At 61.7% G+C, this 25,695-nt stretch carries 22 protein-coding genes and 1 pseudogene; 14 read left to right on the top strand and 9 right to left on the bottom strand.

Annotation, left to right across the window (positions count from 1 at the left end):
- Nucleotides 1–65 precede the first annotated feature (65 nt).
- From FJ426_RS24485 to FJ426_RS24465, 5 genes are all read right to left on the bottom strand, one after another.
- Nucleotides 66–1,340: an ABC transporter substrate-binding protein gene (locus FJ426_RS24485; RefSeq protein WP_140513416.1), complete on the bottom strand. Its 1,275-nt coding sequence runs from the start codon at nucleotides 1,338–1,340 to the stop codon at nucleotides 66–68.
- A gap of 120 nt (nucleotides 1,341–1,460) precedes the next feature.
- Nucleotides 1,461–2,348 carry a carbohydrate ABC transporter permease gene (locus FJ426_RS24480; protein ID WP_140561356.1) on the bottom strand — a complete coding sequence of 296 codons (888 nt, stop codon included), beginning with the start codon at nucleotides 2,346–2,348 and terminating at the stop codon, nucleotides 1,461–1,463.
- The gene (locus tag FJ426_RS24475; protein WP_140561355.1) at nucleotides 2,348–3,268 is read right to left on the bottom strand and encodes a sugar ABC transporter permease; all 921 of its coding nucleotides are present in this window, start codon (nucleotides 3,266–3,268) and stop codon (nucleotides 2,348–2,350) included. Before FJ426_RS24475 ends, FJ426_RS24480 begins: the two co-directional genes overlap by 1 nt.
- Entirely contained in the window at nucleotides 3,265–4,470 is a 1,206-nt protein-coding gene (locus tag FJ426_RS24470; RefSeq protein ID WP_140525274.1) for an ABC transporter ATP-binding protein, read from the bottom strand. Before FJ426_RS24470 ends, FJ426_RS24475 begins: the two co-directional genes overlap by 4 nt.
- Nucleotides 4,471–4,508: 38 nt before the next feature.
- Nucleotides 4,509–5,327, bottom strand: coding sequence for a metallophosphoesterase (locus tag FJ426_RS24465; protein WP_140513420.1), 819 nt, complete (start codon nucleotides 5,325–5,327; stop codon nucleotides 4,509–4,511).
- Nucleotides 5,328–5,673: 346 nt separating this feature from the next.
- Between FJ426_RS24465 and FJ426_RS31875 the strand changes: the two are divergent.
- Nucleotides 5,674–6,218: pseudogene (locus FJ426_RS31875) on the top strand (glycerol-3-phosphate dehydrogenase); the annotation flags it as partial.
- A 92-nt stretch (nucleotides 6,219–6,310) separates the two neighbouring features.
- Here FJ426_RS31875 and FJ426_RS24455 read toward each other — a convergent pair.
- From FJ426_RS24455 to FJ426_RS24440, 4 genes are all read right to left on the bottom strand, one after another.
- A complete protein-coding gene (locus FJ426_RS24455) occupies nucleotides 6,311–7,141 on the bottom strand; it encodes an alpha/beta hydrolase (RefSeq protein ID WP_210242339.1) in 831 nt (276 codons plus the stop codon).
- Between the two features lie 73 nt (nucleotides 7,142–7,214).
- Complete coding sequence (locus FJ426_RS24450; RefSeq protein ID WP_140561351.1) at nucleotides 7,215–7,895, bottom strand: GntR family transcriptional regulator; 681 nt, start codon at nucleotides 7,893–7,895, stop codon at nucleotides 7,215–7,217.
- 81 nt (nucleotides 7,896–7,976) lie between these two features.
- A complete protein-coding gene (locus FJ426_RS24445; protein WP_140561349.1) occupies nucleotides 7,977–8,957 on the bottom strand; it encodes an aldo/keto reductase in 981 nt (326 codons plus the stop codon).
- Entirely contained in the window at nucleotides 8,954–9,634 is a 681-nt protein-coding gene (locus FJ426_RS24440; protein WP_181176987.1) for a GntR family transcriptional regulator, read from the bottom strand. Before FJ426_RS24440 ends, FJ426_RS24445 begins: the two co-directional genes overlap by 4 nt.
- Nucleotides 9,635–9,825: 191 nt before the next feature.
- On the opposite strand from FJ426_RS24440, the gene FJ426_RS24435 reads away from it, so the two are divergent.
- From FJ426_RS24435 to FJ426_RS24375, 13 genes are all read left to right on the top strand, one after another.
- Nucleotides 9,826–10,605 (top strand): alpha/beta fold hydrolase, encoded by a 780-nt coding sequence (locus tag FJ426_RS24435; protein ID WP_181172793.1) that lies wholly within the window; start codon nucleotides 9,826–9,828, stop codon nucleotides 10,603–10,605.
- 17 nt (nucleotides 10,606–10,622) lie between these two features.
- Complete coding sequence (locus FJ426_RS24430; RefSeq protein WP_140525281.1) at nucleotides 10,623–11,015, top strand: carboxymuconolactone decarboxylase family protein; 393 nt, start codon at nucleotides 10,623–10,625, stop codon at nucleotides 11,013–11,015.
- Entirely contained in the window at nucleotides 11,012–11,635 is a 624-nt protein-coding gene (locus FJ426_RS24425) for an amino acid synthesis family protein (RefSeq protein ID WP_140561345.1), read from the top strand. The genes FJ426_RS24430 and FJ426_RS24425 overlap by 4 nt, the downstream gene beginning before the upstream one ends.
- A 101-nt stretch (nucleotides 11,636–11,736) precedes the next feature.
- Nucleotides 11,737–13,248, top strand: coding sequence for an ABC transporter substrate-binding protein (locus tag FJ426_RS24420; RefSeq protein WP_181171806.1), 1,512 nt, complete (start codon nucleotides 11,737–11,739; stop codon nucleotides 13,246–13,248).
- A 190-nt stretch (nucleotides 13,249–13,438) separates the two neighbouring features.
- Complete coding sequence (locus FJ426_RS24415; protein WP_140498498.1) at nucleotides 13,439–14,380, top strand: ABC transporter permease; 942 nt, start codon at nucleotides 13,439–13,441, stop codon at nucleotides 14,378–14,380.
- A gap of 72 nt (nucleotides 14,381–14,452) precedes the next feature.
- Nucleotides 14,453–15,193: an ABC transporter permease gene (locus FJ426_RS24410; RefSeq protein ID WP_224619722.1), complete on the top strand. Its 741-nt coding sequence runs from the start codon at nucleotides 14,453–14,455 to the stop codon at nucleotides 15,191–15,193.
- A gap of 13 nt (nucleotides 15,194–15,206) precedes the next feature.
- Entirely contained in the window at nucleotides 15,207–16,964 is a 1,758-nt protein-coding gene (locus tag FJ426_RS24405; RefSeq protein WP_140561342.1) for a hypothetical protein, read from the top strand.
- Entirely contained in the window at nucleotides 16,961–17,731 is a 771-nt protein-coding gene (locus FJ426_RS24400; protein ID WP_181176986.1) for a hypothetical protein, read from the top strand. Before FJ426_RS24405 ends, FJ426_RS24400 begins: the two co-directional genes overlap by 4 nt.
- Complete coding sequence (locus tag FJ426_RS24395) at nucleotides 17,728–19,476, top strand: ABC transporter ATP-binding protein (RefSeq protein WP_140561338.1); 1,749 nt, start codon at nucleotides 17,728–17,730, stop codon at nucleotides 19,474–19,476. The genes FJ426_RS24400 and FJ426_RS24395 overlap by 4 nt, the downstream gene beginning before the upstream one ends.
- 81 nt (nucleotides 19,477–19,557) lie before the next feature.
- Nucleotides 19,558–21,057 (top strand): aldehyde dehydrogenase family protein, encoded by a 1,500-nt coding sequence (locus FJ426_RS24390; protein ID WP_140561336.1) that lies wholly within the window; start codon nucleotides 19,558–19,560, stop codon nucleotides 21,055–21,057.
- A gap of 88 nt (nucleotides 21,058–21,145) precedes the next feature.
- On the top strand, nucleotides 21,146–23,020 hold the full coding sequence (locus FJ426_RS24385) for a helix-turn-helix domain-containing protein (protein ID WP_140561334.1): 1,875 nt from the start codon (nucleotides 21,146–21,148) through the stop codon (nucleotides 23,018–23,020).
- A 112-nt stretch (nucleotides 23,021–23,132) separates the two neighbouring features.
- Nucleotides 23,133–24,146, top strand: a complete 1,014-nt coding sequence (locus tag FJ426_RS24380; protein WP_140561332.1) for a flavin reductase — start codon at nucleotides 23,133–23,135, stop codon at nucleotides 24,144–24,146.
- Between the two features lie 4 nt (nucleotides 24,147–24,150).
- Nucleotides 24,151–25,662 carry an aldehyde dehydrogenase gene (locus FJ426_RS24375; RefSeq protein WP_140561386.1) on the top strand — a complete coding sequence of 504 codons (1,512 nt, stop codon included), beginning with the start codon at nucleotides 24,151–24,153 and terminating at the stop codon, nucleotides 25,660–25,662.
- Nucleotides 25,663–25,695: the final 33 nt, after the last annotated feature.

Below are 25,695 nucleotides of genomic sequence, written 5' to 3'. Positions count from 1 at the left end.
CACATCGGCGCCACCTTAAAAAGGGCGCGCCAGCCGAAGCCGGCCGGCGCGCGTGGCATGGCGACTTATTTCATGAGTGCCTGTGTTTCGGAGACGAGGCTGTCGAGCCCGTCCTTGATGGATACGTCGCCGCTCATGACCTTGCTGATGATCTCGCGCTGGGTGCGCCAGATGCGGACCGTGTTGCCCGCCGAATAGCCGGGCCACGGGCGCGACAGTGCCATCTGCTTGGCAACGGTGGCGTAATTCGGGTTCGCTTCGTAGAACGGGCCGAGATAGTCGGTCCCGGTGGCGGCCTTGTTGGTCGGGAGGTAGCCGCTCATCTTCACGACCTGCTCCTGCGCCTTGGGGCCGGTGACGAATTTAAGGAATTCCCAAGCCGCCTTCTGCTTTGCCGGGTCGGAGGCAGTGATCACCGCCGCGTTGCCGCCTGTGGGCAGGCCACCCTTTTCCTTGTCGTCGACCGGGAAGACCGCGGTACGCAGCTTGAATCGGTCGCCGATCAGTTCGGTATCCTGGCTGAGACGGGCAGGCGTATCGAAGAAGATGCCAATCTGGCCGGCGATAAAGGCCTGGCGCGACTGATCCCAGTCGATCAACGGCATGCCGGCATCGGTGACGAAGCTGCGGAAATATTCCAGCGCCTTCAGGCCGTGCTCGTCGCCGAAGGCCACCTTGCCGTCCTTGGTCAGCTCGCCGCCGCCCTGCATCAACATGGCGTCCCAGAGCCATTCGTCGGGCCAGTCATGAATATTGTAGGCGAGGCCGGCGATGCCGGAACCGGTGGCCTTAATCTTCTTGGCGAGTTCCATGATGCCCGGCCAGTCGGTAGGCATGTTGTCGGGATCGCCACCGGCCTTTTTAACCAGGTCGGCATTGTAGAACATGATCGGCATGGAAGCGTTGAAGGCCAGTCCGTAGAGCTTGCCGTCCACCCGGCCGAGGTCGAGAATGTTGTCGGCGTAGTTGGCGTCGCGCCATTCCTTCGACTCGGCGTCCATCATCGTGCCGAGGTCCAATATCTGGTTGCGCGCCTTCAGCTTGCCGACCAATTCATGCAGGACGTGATAGCCCGAATAATAGACGTCGGGCAGGTTGTTGGTGATGGAGGCCCGCAGCATGGCCTGGTGGCCTTCGTCGTAGCTGGCCGCCGGCGCGCGGAACTGGATCTTGATGTCGGGATGTTCCTTCATGAATTCCGCGGCCAGCGGCTCATGGAACTTCGCGAAGGCCGGGAATGCGTAGTAGACGTCGAGCGTCACGGGAGACTGGGCCAGCGCTGTCGACGCCGCTCCCAGCAATACGGCCGAGGCCGCGATGATCTTTGACAGGAATTTCATTAAGGCTTTCCTCCGGTTATGCGATTTGCCCGATGCTCTTGAGGCGATGGAGCCGCCTTGCCCCGCGAAAGGTGTGGGGGAACGGCGCGACCGGGCTTCTAGCCGCGCCAGTTGTCATTTTTATTTCACGCCGGTCATCGTGACGCCCTCGATGAAGCGGCGGCGTGCGAACAGGAACGCGAGCAGCAGAGGCGCGGTCAGAATGGTCGCGGCGGCCGTCAGTGCGCCGTAATTGGTGCCGGCTTCGGCGTCCGAGAAGAACATCATGCCGAGCGGCGGCGGCGCCAGGTTGACGTCGGATATGACGATTAGCGGCCAGTAGAGGTCGTTCCAGTGCGCGACGAAGGAAAACACCGCGAAGGCGGCGATCGCCGGCATGGCGCTGGGCGTGACGATGCGCCACACGATCTCGAACTCGCTCATCCCGTCGAGCCGCGCGGCATGAATGATGTCGTCGGGGAAGGAACGGAAAAACTGCCTGAACAGGAAGATCGCGAAGACTGAGAGGAAGAAGGGCACCATCATGGCGAAATAGGTATTCAGCAGGTCCATCTTCGCCAGCGCGATGTAGATCGGCAGCGCCGGCACCTGTTCGGGCACGCATAGGCCGAGCAGGACGAGGACGAAAAGCAGGTTGCGGCCCGGGAACTTCAGCTTGGCCAACGCGTAGGCGCATGGGATGGCGACCAGAAGCTGGATGATGAGGATGCCGCCGCACACTATGACGCCGTTGAGAGCGAAGCGCAGCAGCGGCGCGCTGGTCAGCGCCATCGCATAATTCTCGAAGCCGTAGAAATGCTTCGGCCAGATCCTGAGCTGGGCGTTGAACACCTCTTCCGGCGGCTTGATCGAGGTCACCAGCATCCACAGGAAAGGCAGGAGAATGAACGCCGCGCCGGTGATCAGGATGCCGTGAGTGATGAACAGAGAGGCGAAGCGCCGGCCGGCGGAGCCAGCTGGTGTGGTTGTTGTGCCCGTCGCGGGAGCAGTGATGGTTGTGTCGGTCATCAGTAATGCACCCTGCGGTCCATGACGACGGTCTGGAGGATCGAGAAGACCAGAATGAAAATGAGGAAGATGAAGGTGAGGACCGACGCATACGCCATGCGGAAGTACTGGAAGCCTTCGAGGTAGACTTTGTAGAGCAGGACCTCGGTCGATCCCACCGGACCGCCATGGGTCAGCACCGCCACCGTGTCGAACACCTTGAAGGCGGTGATCGAACTGGTGACGATGACGAACATGGTCGTCGGTCCCAGCAGCGGCCACGTGATCGTCAGGAAGCGGTCGATTTCGCCGCCGCAGCCGTCGATCTCGGCGGCTTCGTAGAGGTCCTTTGGAATGGTCGAGAGGCCGGCCAGAAACAGGATCATATTGAAGCCGACCAGTTGCCAGATGCCGATCACGGCGAGCGTCGGCAGCGCCAGCGAGGGATTGCTCAGGAAGGCGACCTCGCCGATGCCGAGCCAGCGCAGCACCGCGCTCACCGGGCCGAGGCTGGGGTGCAGCAGGAACTGCCACACCGTCGCCATGGCGATGAAGGTCGAGGTCACAGGCAGGAAGTAGATGATTTCGTAGAGCGAGCGGGTGCGCTTGCGGCGGTGAACGAGGACGGCGACGAGCAGCGACAGGATCACCGAGCCGGGCAGGACGATCGCGACGTAGACGAGCGTGTTCTTGAGTGCGCGGCGGAATTCCGGATCGGTCAGCGCGTCGGTGATGTTTTGCAGGCCGACATAATGGACATTAACCTCGCCGAGCTCGTAGTCGGTGAAACTGAGATAACCGAGCACGCCGAGCGGCACGAGAATCGTCAGCACCAGCAAAAGCAGGGCAGGCAGCGCGAAGCCGCCGGCGACCAGCCTCTCGATGAAGGCCTGCCGGGCACCGGGCCGGGCGGGCGGAGCGGGGACCGCGGTCAGGCTCATGATGCGCGCGCTCCCTCTGCGAGGCGCAGCTTTCCCTTGGCGGCGGTGGCCGCGTCTTGGGAAACTTGGGGTTCCACGCGGTTTCCGGCGGCATCGAAGACATGGCAGGCCGAGGGATGGAACAAGAGTTCGGTGTTCTCGACCTCACCGTCCGGCACGCCCGCGCCTATGCGCGAGGTCACCAAGATCCCAGGGAGCGAGGGAACATCGAAATGCAGGATCTTCTCGGAGCCGAGATGCTCGCTGCGCCGCAGCTTCGCCGGAAGCGGGACCTGGTCCGCCGACTGGCCCGAGACCGCGCCGGGCAGGATCATTTCCGGGCGGACGCCGATCGTCGCTTTCTCTCCGGCGGGGAGGGCGGTGCCGATCGGCAGAGGCTTTCCGAGCAATTCCAGCCGCCCACCGACCCCCACCGTCACGGGAATCAGGTTGATCGTCGGGCTGCCGATGAACTGGGCGACCTGGACGTTGGCCGGCCTGTCGTAGAGTTCGTCGGGCGTGCCGAGTTGAAGGATGTCTCCGCCTTCCATCATGGCGACCCGGCTTGACATGGTCATCGCCTCGACCTGGTCGTGCGTGACGTAGACGAATGTCGCGCCGAGTCTCTGGTGAAGCTCGGCCAGCTCGCTACGCATGTGGACGCGCAGCTTGGCGTCGAGGTTAGAAAGTGGCTCGTCCATCAGGAAAGCGGCGGGCTGGCGCACCATGGCGCGACCGAGCGCGACGCGCTGACGCTGGCCGCCGGAGAGCTGGGCGGGCTTGCGCTCTAAAAGAGGTTCAATCTGAAGTTGCGCCGCGATGCCCCTGACCTGCTTGCCGATCTCCTGCATCACCTTGCGGCGCCGGGACGAGAGTAGCCGGACGAGCGGCAGGCGCTCGTAGAGGCTAAGCCCGGTCATCGTCAGGGGCAGGGCCATGTTGTTGAAGACGGACATGTGCGGGTAGAGCGCGTAGCTCTGGAACACCATGGCGATGCGCCGCTCATGCGGCCTCAGATGATCGATCGGCGCGCCATCGACGAGGATCGAGCCCGAGGTTTGCGGCTCGAGGCCGGCGATGATGCGGATGAGCGTCGATTTTCCGCAGCCGGAGGGGCCGACAAGCGTCAGGAACTCGCCATCGTTGATGGACAGGTTGATGTCTTTGAGAACCCGGTGGGGCCCGAAGGACTTCGAAAGGTTCTTTATTTCCACTGCAGCCACTGGGGTTGCTCCGTTTCGCGAACAATTGGGTAGAGGCGCTATCTCGGTGGATAGACCTCATGCACGACATCACCGATGAAAAAGGGTGTGAGGCCCGGAATTTCATGAGGCCGCACGGTGAAATCGGACCCGGAAAAGTCGTAGACGAGCACGCCCAAGGTGGCTTCTCCGGCCATCCCTTCCGGCTGCAAGTGCGCCTCGACGAGGAAGCCGGACGACGGCCCCCACAGGTACCGGACGCCGCCGAGTTGACGATCGTAGAGTTTGTGCAGGTGGCCGCTGGCCACGAAGGCCACGTCGTAGCGGCGCACCATGTCGAGCAGTTGCGCGCGAGGCTCGGGAGTGGGCGCCCAGTATCCAACGTCGCCTTCGGTCGGCTCGCCGATGAAGAGCGGGCGATGGGTGAACCAGCCGATCCGGCGCCCGGACGCTTCGCGCATGGCGTTTTCCAGCCACGCGATCTGCTCCGTTTCGGCCGGCTCGTCGCTGCCGAACAGCATCGAATCGAGTCCGATCAGGCGCCAGCCCTCGATGTCGCGATGCCACCAGTCCGGCCCGAAATGACGTCGCCAGCGGGCCAGGCGTTCTGCGTTGACTGGCTGATAGAGATGCTTGGGCTCGCCCACGTCGTGATTGCCCGGCACGGCGAGATAGGGCAGTCCGATGGAGTCCATCATCTCGGCGCAATAGCGCATGTCCTCCTCGACATCGGCGCCATCCACGGTGACGTCGCCTGTATGGATAACGAGGTCGGCATCGCTTTCCTTCAGCCAGTCGAGGAGCGGCTGGCTGTTGGCATGGAAGTGTCGCTTGCCAGGGCTGAGATGGGTATCGGAAATCTGCACTATTCGCGTCATCGGACGTTCTGGAACCTTTGCCGCGTCTCGCGGCGTTGATCTCGTCGTTTTGAAAAAAGCGCCTGAAGCCGGATGCACTCTTTCCCCTGCCTGTGAAGGTGTGACGACGACGCCGGATTTTTAGGTCCAGGACGCGGCGTCTCCCGCAGGAAAGGCTCACTCGGTTGAAACGGCTTGGACCGGCATATTGAACCTCCCATCGTGTTCTCCGTCCGATGCCCATTGTCAGGGCATTCTGAGGTGCGGAAAACTTCCTCCAGCATTTAATTGAAAAAAATTTCACAGCTTGATAAAAATATCAAGACAAAAATCGCGACCGTAGCCGCACCTCGAACTGCGGCGCCTAGAGGGTGCTGCCGAAGCGGTGCAGATCGACCAGACCGAGATCGAATGTTTGAGCGCGGCCGTGAACCGCTACTTCAAAGAGAAGCTGCGCCCCCAGGACTTGCTGTATGCGTTCTGGGGCGTGCGGCTGTTGTTCGACGACGGCAATGGGAACCCTTCGGCGGTTACGCGCGACTACGTCTTCGACCTTGACGAGACCGGGGACACGCCACTGTTCAATGTCTTCGGCGGCAAGATCACGACCTTCCGGAAATTGGCCTAGCGCGGCCCATCGCCTCGAACATATCTTTCCGCAGATGGGGGGCGACTGGACCGCGAGTGTGCCGCTGCCGGGCGGCAACATGCCGAACGCGGACTTTGAGCCTTCCGTCAACGGATTATGCGAAACATGGCCGTGGATGCCGCGCGCCCTCGTTCATCATTACCGGCGGCTCTACGGCACGCGGTCAGGAGGTGGTGGGCGCCACGGCTGGCATGTCCGACCTCGGGCAGCACTATGGCGGGCTGCTCTATGACTCGGAAGCGCGTTACCTGGTGGCGAGGGAGTGAGGGCGCACGCCCGAGGACATCCTCCCGCGGCATGGCGGGCCTCTTGGGACGACTTGCTGTGGGTCATAAGCTGGACGGTTTGACCGGCGCTAGCTGCCAAGCCAGTCCCGGACAACTCCATTGAATTCGCGTGGGCGATCGATCATGACCATGTGAGCGGCATTGGCGAAAATGTGCATGTCGGCTTGCGGCGCGCGTTCCAGCAGCTTGATGCCGCGCGCCACCGGCACGGTTTCGTCGCAGCCTGACCAAGCTATGAACAGCTTGGCCTGCATGGTGGGCAAATGCGGAAGGAGATGGTCCTCCTGGATCTGGGTATATTCGGTGTCGTCCTTTTTCCGGGCAGCCTGCTTGAAGCGCTCCAACTGACCGGACTCGCAGGCCAGGCGGTAGTTCTTTTTTAGCAGCTCCACGAACTCCGGCGGATTCTTTGTGCTTAGCCTCGCATTGGTGCGCAGAAAGTCTTTCTCGGTGTCGCATCCCTCGAGCACATTATACGCTGCTGCCGCTGCTGCCTGCCAAGCGTGGTCCTCATTTCCGCCGAGGCGCGGGGAGGTCGCACCGCTGCTCACGACAACCACCTTATCGACCAGACCCGGCTTTTCAACGGCGAGCATTGCCGCGATGAAACCGCCTTCGGAATGGCCGACGAGCGCGCATCGGGTGACGCCGAGCGCTTCGATGAAGGCTGAAACGTGATGCCGCCTTTCGAGGCGGGGAACGTGTTTCCCGTCCACCGGCGCATCCGAGAGACCGAAGCCGACCAGATCGGGCGCCAGCACCCGGAAGTCATGCGCGAGTGCCGGGATGGTGTTGTGCCAAGTGGACCAGGCATCGATCGCCAGTGACGAGCCGTGCAGCAGGATCACGGCCGGTCCGCTGCCAGCTTCGAAATAGCGCGTACGGATGCCGCCCGCCACGACATAATTCTCCTTCACCGTCGCCGCGGGTAGCGGCGGACGGGCGGCGTCTCGCGCTTTCAAGCGCCGCCGATCAGCTGACGGATTGGTTTTCAAGCTGTTCGATAATCCCGAGCGCGAACTGGGCGGCTTTGCGTACATGCTTTTTTGCAAGCCGCTCGGCATCCGATGCCCTGCGATTCACAAGGGCGTCGAGCAGGGCTGCCAGCTCTTCCTGAGATGCCTTTCGCCGCTCTGCATCGGAAAGAGAAATCATGCGCAACTGTGAGGCCCGCATATGGATGCTGCGAAGCATCCGTTCCGCCTCGGAATTGTTCGCGCCCGCTATCAAGACGTCGTAGAATCTAGTCTTTGCAGCTATCATTTCGCGCGCCACACCGACGCGATAGGTTTCCATCAACTCGTCATACACGCCCCGACAACGCGTGATATGATCGTCAGTCGCATTCTCGCAAAACAACCTGCATACAAGCGCCTCCAGCGCCTCGCGAAGGTCAAAAATGTCCTTCGCGATCTTGGGATCGACGACAGAGACGATAAGCCCCCGGTTGGGCAGGTTCGTGACCAGGCCCTCGTTCTCGAGCTCGCGCATCGCTTCCCTGAGCGACGTCCGCGAAACGCCCATGCGCTCGCAAAGCGTGCGCTCCACCAGCCGCTCTCCCGGCGCCAGTTCTCCGACGACGATGGCGTTGCGGATGGTATCGGCCACCTGCGTGTACAGGCGCGGCGGAGCATGGACTCGCAGATCATACACGGCGGATTTGCTCCCTTGAAACGTGCGCGAACGAGTGCAATTTCACAAGCATATCAGCTTACCGCAAGCATTGTGCTTCATTCAGTGGCCTGAGGCGTTCAGCGGCCGTGGCTCGTAAGCCCCGTCGATGCGGTCGATATGTTCGGGCGTAAGCACTATGTCCAATGCCGCGACTGCCTCGTCGACATGGTCTGTCGAGGTCGCTCCGAAGATGGGCGCGGTAATGCCGGGGCGCGCCAATGTCCAGGCGAGAGCCACCTGCGCCGGTGTCTTTCCGATGTCGGCGGCAACGGCAGCGACGGCTTCGCGCACGGCGTGGTCGCCGTCGCGGTGGTAATATCTCTGCGTATAGTCGTCGCTTTTCGTGCGCGCCGTCTGCTGGCCGGGATTGCGGCGGTCCGCGGCAAGGAAGCCGCGCGCGATCGGGCTGAACGGTATCAGGGCAACATCATCGTGGCGGCAGTAGGCAAGCAGTTCCCGCTCGCACTCCCGGTGAGCGGGATTGTATTCGCATTGCATCGAGATGAATGCCGGAAGGTCGCGTGCGCTGGCAGCCGCACGGCATTTTGCGAGTGTCCAGCCGGGCATCGTCGTGACGCCTATATAGAGCGCCTTTCCGGCGCGCACGATATCCGCCATGGCATCGACCAGTTCGTCGAGGTCGGTGTCCTTGTCCCAGATATGCGTCTGGAAGAGGTCCACGTGATCGGTTCCAAGGCGGACCAACGAATCGTCGATTGCCTTGAACAGGTGCTTTCTGGAGTAGCCGCGGCCGTTGCAATGCGCGGCCATCGGGTTTCCCGCCTTGGTGGCGATGACGAAGCTGTCGCGCGGCTGCTTGAGAACGAGTATCTGGCCGAGAATGCGTTCACTCTCGCCAGCCGAATAGAAGTCGCAGGTGTCGAAGAAGTTGATGCCGTGGTCGAGGGCGCGCGCAACGATCGGCGCCGACGCCTTCTCATCGAGCACCCAGGCCCGCCATCCCGCGGATCCGAATCCCATCGCGCCGAGGCATAGCCGGGATACCTTCAGATTGCTCTTGCCGAGCCTGACATAGTTCATGTGTCGATCCGTTGCTTGCGTGATGAGGATTTGGCGTTCTGCCCAGAGTCCCGCAGCAGCGACAGCGCGAAAGCCGCGGATCTTTCGACATACCCGCGCGTGAGCTTTTCGGCGAGGTCGGCATCGCGCGCGCGCAGCGCGTCGAAAATGCCGTGGAGCAAGGCCATCGTATTCCTGCGCCGTTCAGTCGAGGCGACGCGGGTGGTGACGGTGCGCAGATAGGTGACGCGGCCATGCAGGAGAAAGGTCATTTGCCTCGTGATGTCGTTGCCTGCGCCTTGCATGATGATGTCCCACACCGCGTCGAGCTTCTCAGCATGCTGCCTGGCAAGCTCGGAGGTGTCGGTTTCGCCTGCTTCCGAAATACGCCGCGCCAATTCGTCCATTTGTTCCTGGCTGGCCCGTTCGACAAACAGGCGCGCCATGGCCGATTCCAGGATTGCGCGGGCCTCGTAGATCTGCCGGACTTCCCGTTCCGACAAGCGGGTCACGAACATGCCCTTGCCGGCTACCCGAGTCACAAGCCCTTCGGACTCAAGCTGGCTCAGCGCTTCCCGAATGCTTGTGCGGCTTACGCCGGTCTGCTCGGCGAGCTTCCGTTCCACCAGCTTGTCACCCGGCTTGAACACTTCGTTGAATAACGCCTCGCGCAGCGTGACAACGGTCTGCTCGCGCAATGTCGGCGAATCCGCAATCGACCAGTCCGTCCATTCATGCATCGCGGCGTCCTCTCCCGTCATTCCTTTCATGACAGCTACGCGTTCGACTCTTTCATCACAAGTAGCCGATTCAAATACGGTTGACCATATGCCTGTCTGTCGGTATACCAAAAAAATCGAGTTCGAACGAGGGACCTGGGATGGCGCCGATGCGCACCAAAGACGATCTCATCGCCTATGAGAGAAGCGGTAAGGGCCATCCTCTCGTGCTGGTGCACGGTGTCGGCGCCAATCTGCAAAGCTGGGACGACGTCAGCAGCGAACTGGAGGGCAGCTTCGACATTATTCGTTCCGACCTGCGCGGTCATGGTCAGTCCGCGCACATCGATTCGGAATATTCCGTCGAGAAGTTTGCCGCCGATATCGTTCGGGTGATGGACGATGCCGGCGTGCGCAAAGCCCATCTGGTCGGCTTTTCATTGGGGGGCTTGATCGCGCAAGAACTGGCCTGCTCCTATCCGGACCGGTTTGAGCGCGTCGTGCTTCTTTCCGCAGTTGCGGGGCGCACCCCCGCCGAACGTGAGAAGGTTGTGGCGCGCCTGCAGATGATCCGCGACGGCGGTATGGACGCAGTCGTTGGTGCTGCGCACGACCGCTGGTTCACCAAGGAATTCGCCGAGCGCCATCCCGATGTGATCGAGCGGCGAATTGCCGAGCTCAAGGCTGTCCACGTGCCGTCTTACCTGGAGGCGTATCGGGTGTTCGGCCTTACCGAACTGGTGGATCGGCTTTCCGAGATCAGGCAGCCAACGCTGGTGATGACGGGCGAATTCGATCAGGGGTCGAATGTCCGGATGGCCGAGACGATGCACCGGCTGATCCCCGATTCGGAATTACGCATTCTGGCCGGCCTGAAGCACAGCGTCCTGGTCGAGGCATCCAAGCTGGTGTCCGACCATGTCCGCGAGTTCCTTTTGCGTCCACGCTGAAAATGAAGGGAAGACGAATGAACGAGACGCTATTTGAGCGTGGGCTGGAGCGGCGCAAGGCGACGCTCGGCAACGAATATGTTGAAAATTCGCTGAGCAAGGCAACCGAGTTTTCCAAGGGCTTTCAGTCATTTATCACAGAATATTGCTGGGGAACGGCCTGGGGCGACGACAGGCTGGATGCCAGGACCCGCAGCATGCTGAACATCGTCATGATTGCCGCGCTCAACCGCATGCATGAGTGGGAACTGCATTTTCGCGGCGCCCTTCGCAACGGAGTCACTCGTGACGAGCTGGACGCGTTGATAACCCATCTCACGATCTATTGCGGCGTTCCTGTCGGCGTCGAATGCCATCGCATCGCCAACCGCGTGCTTGCCGAACTCGCAGCCGGCGGAGTGGAAAAATGACTGGGGTCCTGATCCGCAAGGTCGTCGATTTCGTCGAGGACACGCTTATCGAAGGGGGGCGCGTCGCGCCTGTTCCGCTTCGCATGGCCGCCTGCGCGGCGGTAATCCGCAATCCTTGGGCAGGATCGGCATTCGTCGAGGACCTGCAGCCGCACATCATGGAGCACGCCAAGGCTCTCACGGATGCCCTCGTGCCTCGCCTGGTGGCGATCATGGGCGGTCCGGACAGGATAGAAGCGTTTGGAAAGTGCGCGGTGACCGGGACGGACGGCGAAGTCGAACACGCGGCCGGCCTGATCCACACGCTGCATTTCGGCAATGTCTTCCGCATCGCCGCTGGTGGCGATTCCTTTCTCCCGTTCACGAACAAGCGTGCCGGCGCCGGCACCGCGCTCACCGTTCCCTTGACCCACAAGGACGCTGAGAAGAAGGGAAGCCGCGCTCATTTTCTGACCGTGGAATTCACCATTCCCGACGCGCCTGCGCATGACGAGATCGTCATCGCCTTGGGCGCCGCGAGCGGCGGGCGTCCGCACCATCGCATCGGCGATCGGTTCAACGACATGCGGATCATGGGAGTCGATCAGGCCGGCCGGCCGCTGCCAGCCGAGAGCAAATAACGCGCAAGCCTCCGGGTCCTTGCCCGGAGGCCAATAACGGCAATGCCGATAATATCGGGAACTGAACCAACGGAGGATTTGTCATGGATAGAAGGCAATTTATGGCCGCCGTCAGCGGCTTCGCAATCGTGGCCTCTTTGCCGGCGGTAGCGCTGGCTCAAGATACCCAGCCGGTCACCGGCGGCACGCTCAACGTCGGCTTCATCAGCGACGTCCGCACGCTCGACCCGCTTCAGTCGTCGCAATGGACCGAGCGGCAGATCCTTTTCCTGATATTCGATACGCTTCTCGAGACCGAGGCGGACTTCTCCCTGAAGCCTGCCCTGGCGAAAAGCTGGGAGTTTTCGGACGACGGCAAGCGCGTGGTCCTGAAGCTGCAGGAAGGCGTGAAGTTCCATGACGGCACACCGTTCAACGCCGAGGCCGTGAAATGGAACCTTGATGCACGTCTCGATCCGAAAGGCAACTCATCGCAGCTCAAGTTGCTGGAAGGCGTCAAGAATGTCGAAGTGCTGGATGAATTCACCGTCGCCATCGACATGAAGGAACCTTATCCGCCGCTGCTGGCGCTGTTTGCCGACCGCGCAGGGCTGATGGCTTCGCCAACTGCGGCCAAGAAATACGGCAGCGACGTCGGTTCCAATCCTGTCGGGACCGGTCCGTTCGTTTTCGGCGAATGGGTCCGCGGGTCGCGCATCGCGCTCACCAAGAACGACAGCTATTGGCAGAAGGGAATGCCATATCTCGACGGCATTACCTTCCATGACATTCCGACGAACGTCGTCGGCATTCAGCGCATGGCCATCGGTGAACTGGATTTCATAAGCCAGCTTGATCCGTTGGATACGCGCCTTTCCAAGGCCAGCCCGGACATCGAGCTTGTGCCGTCGAAGGGTGGCGTCTGGTATTCCTACCAGTGGCGGTGGGACGCCGAGCCATATAACAAGCCGGAACTGCGCCAGGCCATCGCGCATGGCCTCAACCGCGACCGCATCAACCAGATCATATGGGCGGGGCAAGGCAAGATTTCCGACAGCTTCACGCCAGACGGCCTGTGGTGGACCCCAACCGATCTGGTGCACTACGAATACGATCCGGAAAAGGCGCGCAAGATCGTGGCTGATTCCGGCCTGAAGGGCACCACCATCAAGCTTGCGGCGCCAAGCGGCGATACGCTGCGACGCTTTGCCGAACTTGCCAAGGAAGACCTCGACGCGATCGGCCTCAACATTGAGCTCGAGCCGGTCCCCCAAAGCGACTACTACGCAAAGGCGGTCTCAGGCGAGATACGCTTCACGCCGATGCGCTGGACGCAACGGGCGGATCCCGACGGCCTGATCCACTATCTCTTCTCCAGCAAAGGCACCGCGAACTCCACGGGCTACAAGAATGACCAAGTGGACAAATGGATCGATGAAGCGCGGGTAATTTCCGATCAGGCGCGCCGCAAGGAATTGTACGAAAAGATCCAGCGTCAGATTTCTGCCGATCTGCCTTACATGCCCGTCGGGTTCAGCATCGAATTCAACGCCATGCGCAACACCGTCAAAGGGTTCGCTCCGATGCCGGACGAGATCCCGCGGTTCCGTTACGTCTGGAAAACGCAGGCCTGATCTTCATGCTTTGCCGCGGCGCGCCGCGCCGCGGCGTCTGGCGCGGGTAGACCCGGTCCCGCCTGCAACCGGTAGAGGAACTTGATCGCCATTATGACCGCCGCCCATCGGATGTGCCCCAACCGCCCGCTTTGCGAGACGGGCTCCCCGGAGACGTTTCTTCAATCCTTCGCGATGAACTGAGGCCGGCATGCTTGCGCTTGTACTTTCCCGCATAGCGATCATGGTTCCGAACGTTATCGTTCTGACGTTTCTGCTGTTCACGTCGGTGACGTCCTTTCTGGGGACGCCGGCGGCGATCATGCTGGGGGAGAACGCATCCCCTCAATCGATCGCCGAACTCAACGCGAAGCTAGGCTTCGACCAGCCCATCCTGTCGCGTTACTGGAACTGGATCAGCGCCGCATTGTCGGGCGACCTGGGCCGGTCTTATTCCACCCAACAGCCTGTCGCGCAAATGATCGCGGATGCCCTTCCTCTAACGCTTGAGCTGGCATCCTGGGCGATCCTCATCGCATTCCTGGGGGCCACGCTGATCAATTCGGCGACGTTCATGAAAAAGCTGGTGGAGCGGCTCACCGCCGCCGTCAGCATCGTCGGCATCACCGTGCCCAATTTCTTTCTCGGACTGCTGCTGATCTACCTTTTTTCGGTTCAGCTCCGCTGGCTGCCGACGACCGGATGGTCGCCGTGGTCACGGGGCGCCGGGCAGCATCTCATCCACATGATCCTGCCCGTCATCACGCTTACGACCTTTTATTTCAGCTCCTTCACGCTCGTCTATAAAGCCGAATACCAGTCGGTGAAAGGCAGCCTCTACATCCAGGCCGCGCGTTCGAAGGGGCTGTCCGAGGCGCGCATTTCCTACCGGCACATTCTGCCCAACAGCATATTGCCCTTGATCACCTATGCCGGTCTTTCGCTTGGACAACTGGTTGGCGGCGCGGTCGTCACCGAAACCGTCTTTTCGATGCCGGGCATGGGCCGGCTTCTGGTGGAAGCGATCTCGTCCCGGGATTTTCCTGTCATGCTGTCGGTTGGAATGGTGATCATCGTCGGCGTGATGATCCTCAACCTTGTGGCGGACGTGACCTACAGCCTCGTCAATCCGCTCGTGCGAACATCGGCTTAGCATCCAATGAGAAAACTTCCATTCCGATTGGTCCTTGGCCTGACGCTTCTGGTGATCATCACTTTGATCGCGGTGTTCGCGCCCTTGATCGCGCCCCTGCACCCGACCGCCACGACGGTAAACGTCCTCGGCCCGCCTTCGGCTGAAAACATCCTTGGCACGGATCAACTTGGCCGGGACGTGCTGTCGCGCGTCATCTACGGAACAAGGGTTTCACTGCAGGTGGGCGCTTCGGCGGCCATAGTGGCTGTGCTGATCGGCGCCCCCATTGGCCTGATCGCCGGATTTTTCCGTGGCTGGATCGATTTTGTCCTCGTCCAGATCATCGACATTTTCATCGCCTTGCCGGGGCTCGTTCTCGCATTGATCATCACCGCGATGCTCGGGCCATCGGTGGTCAACCTGGCGGTCACGCTGGGTGTCGTCACCGCGCCGACGGTCGCCCGGCTGGTTCGTGGTCAGGTCTTCGTCGTCCGGGAAATGGTCTTCGTGGAAGCTGCGCGCGCCACGGGCGCAAGCTCTTTCTGGATCATCCGCCATCATATCATGCCAAACACGATGCGCGTGGTGTGGGCGCAGTTCGCAATCAATGTGGCCTTCGCGATCTTCACCTCCGCAAGCCTCAGCTTCCTGGGGCTGGGCGTTCCTCCGCCGGCTCCGGACTGGGGCGGCATGGTACGCGACGGTTCGATGTTCCTGCCGATCCTGCCGCTGCTCAGCCTCGGGCCGGGCGCTGCCGTCGCCCTTACAGTTTTCACATTTTATCTTGTCGGGTCGAGCATGAACGAGGCCGCGTCCCGCAATGATCGCTGATTGGAACAGGGAAATGACGTCTAACCAGATCGAGCCGCCGCTGCCGGCATTCATAGAACAACGCCTGCAGGAGTTTGCCGGCCGGGAAGGTGCCCTGAAAGCGCGGCGATGGATGCGGCCGGCGGATGTTCTGATGCGTGTGGAGAACCTTCGCTGCTTCAAGGCTTCGCGCGTCAGTTTTGCCGACATGTTGTTGCGCAGGATCGTTCGCGAACGCTGGCAGATAAGGATGATCTCGGCGGAATGCGGCGATGACGGCGCGGCGAGATTCGTCTACCGGATCGACGCGGAAGGCCATTCCTTCTCCTATATTGCCCGAGCATATCCATGGGACGGAATCGAAAAAGTCGGACGCCGCTCCGATGGCGCGGACCGTGACATGTTCGGCGCGCTCTTCGTCAATCTTGCCAGCCAACAGCGTATCGAGCGGGAATTTGAAACGTTCGACATCAAGGCTGAAGGCCAGATGCGTACGGATTCGGATGTGGTCGGCTGGACCCCGGCCAATCGCAGCAGCCGGCATTTCGACGCCGTAGTCGAAGCACTGTCCCGCGGCGAACAGCCCGCCCCCGAGCTCGGCATCGCCTATCTCATGCGGAACGGTGGCTTTCAAAGCAGCGGCCGGAATGGCACGGTTTCCTATCCGGGCATTCCCGAGGGGCATCCGCTGGCGCACCCGTTCTTTGCGGATATCTTCGCCATCTACCTGGTGCGGCTCGTCTCCATCGATCTCGTCAATGCCGTGGCGCGGCGGCGCAATCCGGACGCAGCGCAGCTCGACATTTCGATCGCGCGCGGGCTTGGAATAGGCAACTCCTCAGGCCAGGGCATGTGCGTTGCCCTCCAGCGCTGGCCGCATTGGGTCGCCACATGGGTGACCGTACGCGAGGCGGCTCTTGGCTACGCAAAAAGCCTGCCGGTCGATACGGGAAGCATTTCAGTTGTCCGCGGCTCGATAGAGAGCACCATCCGCATCTATGCGCAGACCGACCCACAGACGCAGGACTACGTGGTGGCCAACGAAACCATCATCGAGAACCTGACACGCATATCGGCAAGCCTGCGCGAAGGACAGTTTCGGTGCTGGGGCGACGTTGCTGCGCACGTCGCAGAAGTCATGGATGGCGAGACCAGTGAGCAGTTCCACAGCGTACTTCTCGACGTGGTACCGGACTTTTGTGACGCCATCGCGCCCTATTTCCAGATCGGCGCAGCCCACAAGCGGCAATTGCAGCCAGCAATGACGGTCGCTGAATTGCGCGAGATCCTGCGCAGGAACTACGTCTGGGCTCTCACCGCCGACCGCACGCTTGCCGAAACCCATCAGCACTTCTGGTACCATTCGATCGACAATGGCGAACAAAGGCGCGGCGAGCGGGTCATCGACCCGCACGAGCGTTTCGAATCCTTCATCGATCATATCGGACTGATCCAGAGGCTGGCGGCGGTGCTGGTCAGCCGTGGTGACAAGGAGCGCGCCGGCGACGTCGTCCTCGACCATCCGGACTTGCATTACGCCATTTCGCGGGTGCAATATCTGGATGGCCTGCTCTATGCGGAAATACGCGATCCGCTCGCGCATCGCGATTTCGTCCCCGCCGATCTCATACGGTTTTTCCTTGCGTCGCTGGGCATTCGCGGCTCGACGCCGCTCAGCATCCGCTATGTGCGGGGGACTTTCTTCCAAGACCAGCCGCTGCCTTCGGAATTCCTCGAGCCTGACAGGCCGGGTTCCCGGGTTCGCAAGCATGAGAATGAGGTCGCCCTGTGAGCACGAGCATGTTTGTTGCCTATTCCGAACTGACTCGCGTCCTGCCGTGGTCGCTCAGGGCGCTGGGCTACGCGTTCGGAACCGCTGACCGGGGCGCTCATCTCGTCGCAACAGGTGCGGCGCTCGATCCGGCTATTCTGGAGGAAATTCGCCAGGCGGGACCGCGGCCCTCCCATGGCTTCCGCTACCGGAAATCGAACGGGCTCACGATGCTGGACGCCGCCGGCGTTTCATTTCTGGAAACGGGACCTGCCGCGATCGATGCTCTCGCCGCGCATGCAGGCGGCGCCAAATGGGAAATGTGCCGGATATTGGCGGCGACCGAGCTGTCGCTTGTTCCGGCCACGCTGGTCGGTGCGATGGACTACAATCTCTCCTCTATCGGCATCATCGCCAGGGATGGAACCTTCGACTGGCTGTTGGCTGACCCCGACGCACGGGGTGTGCTTTATTCGGGCCGGGGCGGGGATGCCCTGGCGGCGCTCCTCGGTGAGGACACGGCGGTTCTGGAATCGATCGACGCCGCCGGGCTGACGCCGGGCTGCGCGCTTCTCATGGTCAGCGCCCGCAGGCCTGAACTGAAGGCGTCCGGGCACGTTGCCGTTCGGCCTCGGGAAAAGATCGCCATGGCGCACCAGAAGGGCATTCCCCTGTCGCGCGAGACGCTGGATGCGCTGTACGCGCTCGAAATGCTCACCTGGGCTCCAACTTCGGAGCGCTCTCGCTCGCAGGCGGGCTTCACTGTTGCACCGGCGCCAAACTCATGAGTGAACGGAAATCCGATCCAGTGGTCGAGGTAAAAGGCCTCAACGTCGCTTTCGGCAAGCATCAGGTGGTGCATGATGTCGATCTGGCCATCCATGCTGGCGAGACGCTGGCGCTTGTCGGCGAGTCGGGGTCCGGCAAGAGCGTCACCTCCATGACGATCATGGGACTGCTTTCCGGCAATACCCAAGTGACCGGTTCGGTCATCGTGGATGGCCAGCAAGTGGTGGGGGCGTCGACATCGACATTGCGGCGGGTGCGTGGCGGCATTGCCAGCATGATCTTCCAAGAACCGATGATGAGCCTGAACCCGGTTCTGCAGGTCAGCACCCAAATCAAGGAAATGCTGCGCCAGCATCGACCCTTAAGCGATGCCGAGGCGCGGGAGGAGGGCATCCGGCTTTTCGACCGCGTTCGCATTCCTGACGCGCGGCGGCGGTTCAATGACTATCCTCACATGTTCTCCGGGGGGATGCGGCAGCGGATCATGATCGCCATCGCATTGGCGTGCTCGCCGAAGCTGCTTATCGCCGATGAGCCGACAACAGCGCTCGACGTGACGATACAGGCGCAAATCCTCGATCTCCTGAACGAGGTCCAGCGCGATACCGGCACCGCGATCCTGTTCATCACGCATGACATGGGCGTAGTGGCCAACATCGCCGACCGCGTCATGGTCATGCACAAGGGACGCGTGGTGGAGACGGGAGCAGTAAAGGACGTTTTCGAGCGTCCGCGCGAGGACTATACGAGGATGCTGATCGACGCGGTCCCCCGCCTGGGGCAAGGCGTCGCCCGCTCCTACCGCGCGCCTGCCAAGGATGTTGTTCCGAAGCCGGTTTTGAGCGTGCGCAAGCTGGTGACCCGGTTCGACGTGCGTGGCGGGGCGATGCGTCGCAAGGTGGGGCGTCTCCATGCCGTCGAGGGTCTGAGCTTCGACATCATGCCTGGAGAAACGCTGTCGCTGGTTGGCGAGTCCGGCTGCGGCAAGTCGACGACCGGACGCAGCATCCTGTTTCTCAATCCTCCGGATTCTGGCGAGGTGGTCTTCGACGGACGCACGGTGCGGCGCGACAACAGGTCCGATCTTTCGGATCTCCGGCGCAATGTGCAGATGATCTTCCAGGATCCGTTCAGTTCCCTGGACCCGAAGCAAAACGTCGGTGCGATCCTGGCTGAGCCCCTGCTATGCCATGGGCTGGCGACCAGGGCCAAGGCCCTGGACAAGGCGAAACATCTTCTGGAGCGTGTCGGCCTCGAACCGTCGATGATCACCCGTCTTCCGCACGAGTTTTCCGGCGGACAGCGCCAGAGAATCTGCATTGCGCGGACCCTGATGCTCGACCCGAAGGTCATTATAGCCGACGAGGCTGTCTCGGCGCTCGACGTTTCGGTAAAGGCGCAGGTGATCGACCTGCTGCTTGAGTTGCAGGAGGACCTGCGGTTGTCCTACCTCTTCATCAGTCACGACATGGCCATTGTCGAACGTGTCAGCCACCGCGTGGCGGTCATGTATCTTGGCGAGATCGTGGAGATCGGGCCCAGCCGCGAGGTGATAGGGAATCCGAAACATCCCTATACCCAGAAGCTGATGGCAGCGGTGCCGAACCCGGAGCCGGCCGCGGACAGGCACCGCTTGATCGGCAAGCCGGTGACGGAATTGCCGTCTCCCGTGCGGCCGCTCGATTTCATTCCGCCGAAGCGGCAGCCTCGCGCGGTCGGACCCGACCACTTCGTGATCGAGTGACAAGCTTTAACGAGGGCGCTTCAGATGGACGCCCTTGAACGAATCCGGGCAAGGCGCTTCCCGATACCTATGGAGAATTCGATGAACACACATGCTGATCAGTTCCGAATTGGAGAGAAGGCGGCTTCCTTTTTACACCAGGAGAAAAAACTCCTTATCGATGGAAAATGGGTGCCGGCTCAGTCCGGGAAGATTTTCGACACATATGATCCGGGCACGGGACGCATAATTGCACAGGTTCCGGAGGGCGGCGCCGCCGATATCGACAATGCCGTCAAAGCTGCGCGGCGGGCCTTTGAAGAAGGCCCATGGAGCCGCATCACGCCCAGCGAACGTGGACGTCTCATCTGGAAACTGGCGGATCTGCTGGAACAGAACGCCGATGAACTGGCCGAACTGGAGGTTCTCAACAATGGCAAGCCGCTTGCCAATGCCCGGAATTCCGACGTCGCGCTCAGCGTGGATATGTTCCGCTACATGGCGGGCTGGGCGACCAAGATCACAGGCGAAACCATTTCGATCTCTGCGCCGGACAAGTACCATGCCTTCACGGTGCGCGAGCCGGTCGGCGTCGTCGGGCAGATCATTCCGTGGAATGCGCCACTGCTCATGCTGGCCTGGAAGGTAGCTCCGGCGCTGGCCACCGGCTGCACGATCGTGCTCAAGCCGGCGGAGCAGACGCCGCTGACGGCGCTGCGCTTCGGTGAACTGGTCCAGGAGGCCGGCATTCCCGCCGGCGTGATCAATATCGTGACCGGTTTTGGACCTACGGCGGGCGCAGCGATAGCCTCGCACCCCCAGATCGACAAGGTTGCCTTTACGGGTTCCAGCGAGGTCGGCCGCATCATCGTCAAGGCTGCCGCGGGCAATTTGAAGAAAGTGTCGCTCGAATTGGGAGGGAAGTCGCCCGTCATCGTCTTTCCCGATGCTGACATGTCGGTTGCCATTCCCGGTGTCACGCAGGGCATTTTTGCCAATAGCGGCCAGGTCTGCACCGCAGGATCGCGGCTGTTCGCCCACAAGAAGGTGTTCGACCAGATCGTGGATGGGATCGGCCAGCGGGCGGGGAACATCCGCGTTGGTCATGGCCTCAGCGAAGGCGTCCAGATGGGGCCGGTCATTTCCCCGGTCCAGTGCGACCGCGTCATGAGCTATATCGAGCAGGGCAGGAGCGCCGGTGCAACGGTGGCGTTTGGCGGCACGCGGATAGGCAATGAAGGCAACTTCATTGCGCCGACGGTGCTGACCGATACCCGACCCGACATGGCGGTGGTGCAGGAAGAGATTTTCGGTCCTGTCCTGTGCGCCATGAGCTTCGATGACGACGACCTGGAACAGATCGCGCGGCAGGCGAATGACAGCATCTTCGGACTAGCTGGCAGCGTCTGGACGCGGGACCTGAGCGTCGCCCACAAGATGGTACGGCGAATTCGCGCGGGCCGGATCGGGGTCAACGTACACGGCTCGGTGGACGCGGCGATACCCACCGGCGGCTTCAAGCAATCCGGCTGGGGCAGGGAACGGGGACAGGAAGGGCTGAACCTTTATACGGAGACCAAGTCGGTCATCATGTCGCTTTGAAGGCCTGCCAAACCTTTCGCGAACAGCCGGCAAGGTCGATCCTATCCATGGCGGCCATATGGCGGCGGCATGACCCCCGGTAACGAATATGACTGTGGCGCGCCATCGACCAGGAAGGCTATGTAACGATCGAGTACCGGCAAGCAGCGAGGTTCTGTTGAGCGCTTTGGATCGCCCGCTGTCACGCGTCCTGCGCGACGTGACCAGCCTCATCAATTCCAGCGTCGACCTCGAGACAACGCTGCAGCACCTTGTCGATGCGGCATGCCAGCACGATGCCTGGTCGATGGCGGCGGTGATGAGCATCGATCAGGCGGATGGCAATGCTGTGGTCGTGACCCGGCATGATCCTAGCCAGTTGACGAAGTCCTATCGCAACCGCTGGACGCTGGCGACAAGTCCATCCCTCATCGCGTTGACCCGCAATGATCCGGTGATCATTCGCGATGCCCAGGAGAGCATCGAATTTCCGGGCTATCGGGAAGAGGCAATCCAGCGCGGTTATCGCACTGTCGTGGTTTTGCCTCTGGGCTGCCGGGACATGGAAGACCGCGCGATGGTCTTGTCGGTGCAGTCGCGCGACGTTGTCGATCTGTCAGCGGCCGATCTCGCATTCCTGCAGACGATCGTCCATCTGGGCGCCATAGCCGTGGACAAGGCCCACAGGCTAAGGGCGGAACATGCTGCCGCCGCGCAACTCCAAAACGCACTTGCCGCGCATTCCTCCCTGATGCACCAGGTCCTGTCGGACGGTTCCGTCGCATCCGCGGCTTCCATGGTCGAAACCTTCCTGCCGAACGCAATCGTCGTGGTGGATCTGACTGCCAACCTGGTCGTTGCCGGACGTTCGCCCAAGCCGGACCTCATCGACACCGACCGCTGGCGCGAGGAGATGGACGATTGCATGAGCCGCCAGTTTCTCCGTCTTGCTCGCGATATCTCGGACCAGGCCGGGCTTGAAATGCGCAAGCTGTACCTGAACTGCGGCGGCCATCACCTCAACCTGCCGGCGGCGGTGGAGCCGTTGGTCGTGGATGGCAAGACGGTAGGGGCGCTGATCGTGTTTTCGCTCGACGCCAATTTCGGCGACCTCGATCATCTTCTTCTTCAGAGCGCTCGGTTCGCGCTCAGCGTCCAGTTGATGCGCAGCCATTTACGGTTCCAGACGGAATCGCAGACTTCCAGCGAATTGTTCATGGAAATCGTTTCCGGCAACTGGCGCAACGTGGACGATTTGACGGCGCGGGCGCGCCGGCTCGGCATTGACGTAAACGCCACCGCCAGGCTGGTCGCGATCGGCCTCCCGGAAACTGTGCCGGAAAAGGGCAAGACCATACCCGAACTGCACCGCTCCATCATGCGGCTCGCCGGCCAATTGGCGCCGCAGGCGACCGCCGCCGCATTGGGCGAGATCATTCTGTGCCGCATTCCCGACGCGCCCCGCGACGCGGACACGGTGGTCAAGACGTTTGTGCGCAAGCTGATCGAGGAAACGCAGTGGCTGATCGGCACCAAGCCGATCATCGTGGCGGGTAAGACCTGTTCGAGCATTCACGACTATCCCCAGGCATGGCTTGAATGCGAGCGCATGATCCGTCTTGCCGTCCGCTTCAACCGTACCGGGTTGCTTGCGCCCCAGGACTTCGGTCCTTTTCCGCTGCTGCTTTCGGCGGCCGACAGCAAGGAAGTGAGGTCGTTCGTGGATATCGCCATTGGCGCGGTCGTGCGTCACGACGAGGCGCATGCAACGGACTATATCAGGACCCTGACCGTCTTTCTGGAGCACGGTTGCCGCAGCCAGGCCTGCGCGGACGCGATGGAATTGCATGTTACTACGCTTCGTTATCGCCTGAACCGTATCCAGGAACTGTTTGGCATCGAGATCGATTCACCCGAACGTCGGTTCGCGCTTGAACTGGCAATACGCCTCAAGGAGACCATTGCCCGGGAGCAACCTGTCTGATGCGGTCTCTGCTTCGTGTCCTAGGAGTCTGACTGCCGCCTCTCCTGCGTAGAGCAGGAAGACCCTCTCTCACGTCCCTTTATCCTTCCACCCTCCTGGAGAGGCAGGACGCATGACGGACAAGAGGGAAAAAGAGCTGAGCACGATCGATCCAGTGGAACTGCGGCGAACGTTCGGCACCTTCGTCACGGGCATCACGGTGGTGACGACGCGGGACGAAGATGGTTCGCCGCGCGGCATGACTGCGAATTCCTTCACCTCAGTCTCCCTTGAGCCGCCGCTGCTGCTCGTCTGCATAGGAAAGAGCGCCAGCAGCTTTCCGGCGTTCAACACCGCCGAAGGCTTCGCCGTCAACGTTCTGCACGACCGCCAGAAGGAGGTGGCGAGTCTCTTCGCCTCGAAGTCACTCTCCAAGTTCGAGACGATAGCCCATACCACCGTGCATACGGGCTCGCCGGTGCTCACCGACAGCCTTACCTGGTTTGACTGCACGGTGCATGACCGTATCGAGGCGGGAGACCATGTGATCCTGATCGGCCGGGTGCGTGCTTTCGGCACCAGCCCTGCCGCTCCGCTAGGGTTTTGCCGGGGGCGCTATGTCTGCGTGGAAGACCCGATGCCGCCTGGCTGGACGCCTTCCCATCGCATGATCATCGGCTACCTGGTCGAGCATGACGGCCGCATCCTGCTGCGCGACGATGGCGCCGGAGGCTGGGAACTGCCGACGGCAACGCACCGTAAGCCGGGCGACATGCTCAGCTTCGAAGGCGGCGGCGTGGTTGCGCCGCTCACCAGCGATGCGTTTCTCTATTCGGTCTTCGATGTGGCCGACCAGCAGCCCGGTTATGTCGTTTACCGTGGCGCGCTCGCGGGCCCGCCCGGCGAAATTCCGGATTTGTCGCCGTCGCTGAGGTTCTTTGCCCATGAAGAGCTGCCTTGGGACAGCATTCCGATCAGGCAGATACGCGCAACGCTGCGCCGTTACCTGCATGAGCGCGCGGACTCTCGCTTCGGGATCTACGTCGATTCCAGTGATGGCGGCCGGGTGGCGATGATAGACGGCGCCCCGCGTCCGTGGCGGTCGCTTAACGGCTTGGCCGGCGACCGAGAAACCGCGAAGGGATGAGATGATGGACCTGACGCTGAAGGTGATCGAAGGATCGCGCCAGGATCTTTTCATTGCCGGGGAGCGCGTCGCGCCGCGGTCCGGCCGCTACATGCCGAGCTACGATCCGACGAACGCGGCGCCTTGGTATGAGGTTGCCGACGCCGGGGCGGATGATGTCGACGCCGCTGTGCAGGCAGCCAAAAGAGCGTTTCACGATCCGGCCTGGCGCAGGCTGACGCAGACGGATCGCGGCAAGCTGCTGCGCCGGTTGGCCGATCTCATCGCGGAACACGCCGATGAACTCGCGGCCATCGAGACGCGTGACAACGGCAAGCTTCTGAAAGAGATGCGTGTGCAACTGCGCGCGGCGCCGGACAGCTATCTCTATTTCGCCGGAATGGCCGACAAGCTGCATGGCGAGACCATACCGGTCAATAAGCTCGATATGCTGAACTTCACGCTGCGCGAGCCGATCGGCGTGGTGGGCATGATCTCGCCGTGGAATTCACCGCTGATGCTGCTGACCGGCACGCTCGCACCCTGCCTGGCAATTGGCAATACGGTCGTGGTCAAGCCATCAGAGCATACTTCCGCGTCCACCCTTGCCCTCGCCGAACTGATTGCAAAAGCGGGCTTCCCGGCTGGCGTTTTCAATGTCGTTACCGGCAAGGGCGCTACGGCGGGCGAAGCGCTGACCTTGCATCCCGATGTCGCCAAGATCGCCTTCACGGGCAGTACGGCAACCGGCCGCCGCATCGCCGCCAACGCTGCCAGCCGACTTGTTTCGTGTCAGATGGAACTGGGCGGCAAGTCGCCTCATGTCGTATTCGCCGATACCGACATCGAGCGTGCGGTGAACGGCGTGGTTGCCGGCGTGTTCGCCGCTGCCGGGCAGACCTGTATCGCAGGCTCGCGCTGTTTCGTCGAAAAATCCATCTATGCCGCATTCGTCGAAAAGCTGGCGGATCGTACCAGGCGCGTGCGTATCGGCCATCCGACCGATGAGGACACGGAAATCGGTCCGCTGGCGCTGGCTGCCCAACTCGACAAGGTCGAGCAGTATGTGGACTACGGCGTCGCCGATGGCGCGCGGCTGGTTGCCGGAGGCCACCGGCCGCGGCGGGACGACCTCTCCGGCGGCTGGTATTACGAGCCCACGGTTCTGGCGGATGCGCGCAACGACATGCGCTTCATGCGCGACGAAATTTTCGGCCCGGTCGTGGGCGTCGTGCCGTTCGACAATGAAAGCGAACTGATTGGGCTTGCCAACGACACCCATTATGGGCTGGCGGCGGGTGTCTGGACCCGCGACATCGATCGCGCGCTGCGCTTTGCGCGCAACGTCGATGCCGGCACGGTCTGGGTCAATACGTATCGCTCTGCTGCTTACATGTCGCCCTCCGGCGGGTTCAAGGAGAGCGGTTACGGCAAGCGCGGGGGTTTCGAAGTCATGCGCGAGTTCTCCCGTGTGAAGAATGTCGTCATCGACTACTCCGGCGCCACGCAGGACCCGTTCGTAATCCGTTTGCGCTGACGCTCATCCGACGATTCCCTAATATTCGAAAAG

This window comes from Mesorhizobium sp. B2-6-4 (assembly GCF_006441495.1).
In the GTDB taxonomy this organism is placed as follows: domain Bacteria; phylum Pseudomonadota; class Alphaproteobacteria; order Rhizobiales; family Rhizobiaceae; genus Mesorhizobium.
This window is presented reverse-complemented; position numbering and strand designations above follow the sequence as displayed.

Bases quoted from the DNA above. Each gene is read 5' to 3' on its own strand.
- FJ426_RS24465 (WP_140513420.1), bottom strand. From the start codon at position 5,327: ATGACGCGAATAGTGCAGATTTCCGATACCCATCTCAGCCCTGGCAAG.
- FJ426_RS24390 (WP_140561336.1), top strand. From the start codon at position 19,558: ATGAACACACATGCTGATCAGTTCCGAATTGGAGAGAAGGCGGCTTCC.
- FJ426_RS24485 (WP_140513416.1), bottom strand. From the start codon at position 1,340: ATGAAATTCCTGTCAAAGATCATCGCGGCCTCGGCCGTATTGCTGGGA.
- FJ426_RS24425 (WP_140561345.1), top strand. From the start codon at position 11,012: ATGACTGGGGTCCTGATCCGCAAGGTCGTCGATTTCGTCGAGGACACG.
- FJ426_RS24395 (WP_140561338.1), top strand. From the start codon at position 17,728: ATGAGTGAACGGAAATCCGATCCAGTGGTCGAGGTAAAAGGCCTCAAC.
- FJ426_RS24405 (WP_140561342.1), top strand. From the start codon at position 15,207: ATGACGTCTAACCAGATCGAGCCGCCGCTGCCGGCATTCATAGAACAA.
- FJ426_RS24435 (WP_181172793.1), top strand. From the start codon at position 9,826: ATGCGCACCAAAGACGATCTCATCGCCTATGAGAGAAGCGGTAAGGGC.
- FJ426_RS24380 (WP_140561332.1), top strand. From the start codon at position 23,133: ATGACGGACAAGAGGGAAAAAGAGCTGAGCACGATCGATCCAGTGGAA.
- FJ426_RS24430 (WP_140525281.1), top strand. From the start codon at position 10,623: ATGAACGAGACGCTATTTGAGCGTGGGCTGGAGCGGCGCAAGGCGACG.
- FJ426_RS24420 (WP_181171806.1), top strand. From the start codon at position 11,737: ATGGCCGCCGTCAGCGGCTTCGCAATCGTGGCCTCTTTGCCGGCGGTA.
- FJ426_RS24475 (WP_140561355.1), bottom strand. From the start codon at position 3,268: ATGAGCCTGACCGCGGTCCCCGCTCCGCCCGCCCGGCCCGGTGCCCGG.
- FJ426_RS24445 (WP_140561349.1), bottom strand. From the start codon at position 8,957: ATGAACTATGTCAGGCTCGGCAAGAGCAATCTGAAGGTATCCCGGCTA.
- FJ426_RS24415 (WP_140498498.1), top strand. From the start codon at position 13,439: ATGCTTGCGCTTGTACTTTCCCGCATAGCGATCATGGTTCCGAACGTT.
- FJ426_RS24480 (WP_140561356.1), bottom strand. From the start codon at position 2,348: ATGACCGACACAACCATCACTGCTCCCGCGACGGGCACAACAACCACA.
- FJ426_RS24385 (WP_140561334.1), top strand. From the start codon at position 21,146: ATGACTGTGGCGCGCCATCGACCAGGAAGGCTATGTAACGATCGAGTA.
- FJ426_RS24375 (WP_140561386.1), top strand. From the start codon at position 24,151: ATGGACCTGACGCTGAAGGTGATCGAAGGATCGCGCCAGGATCTTTTC.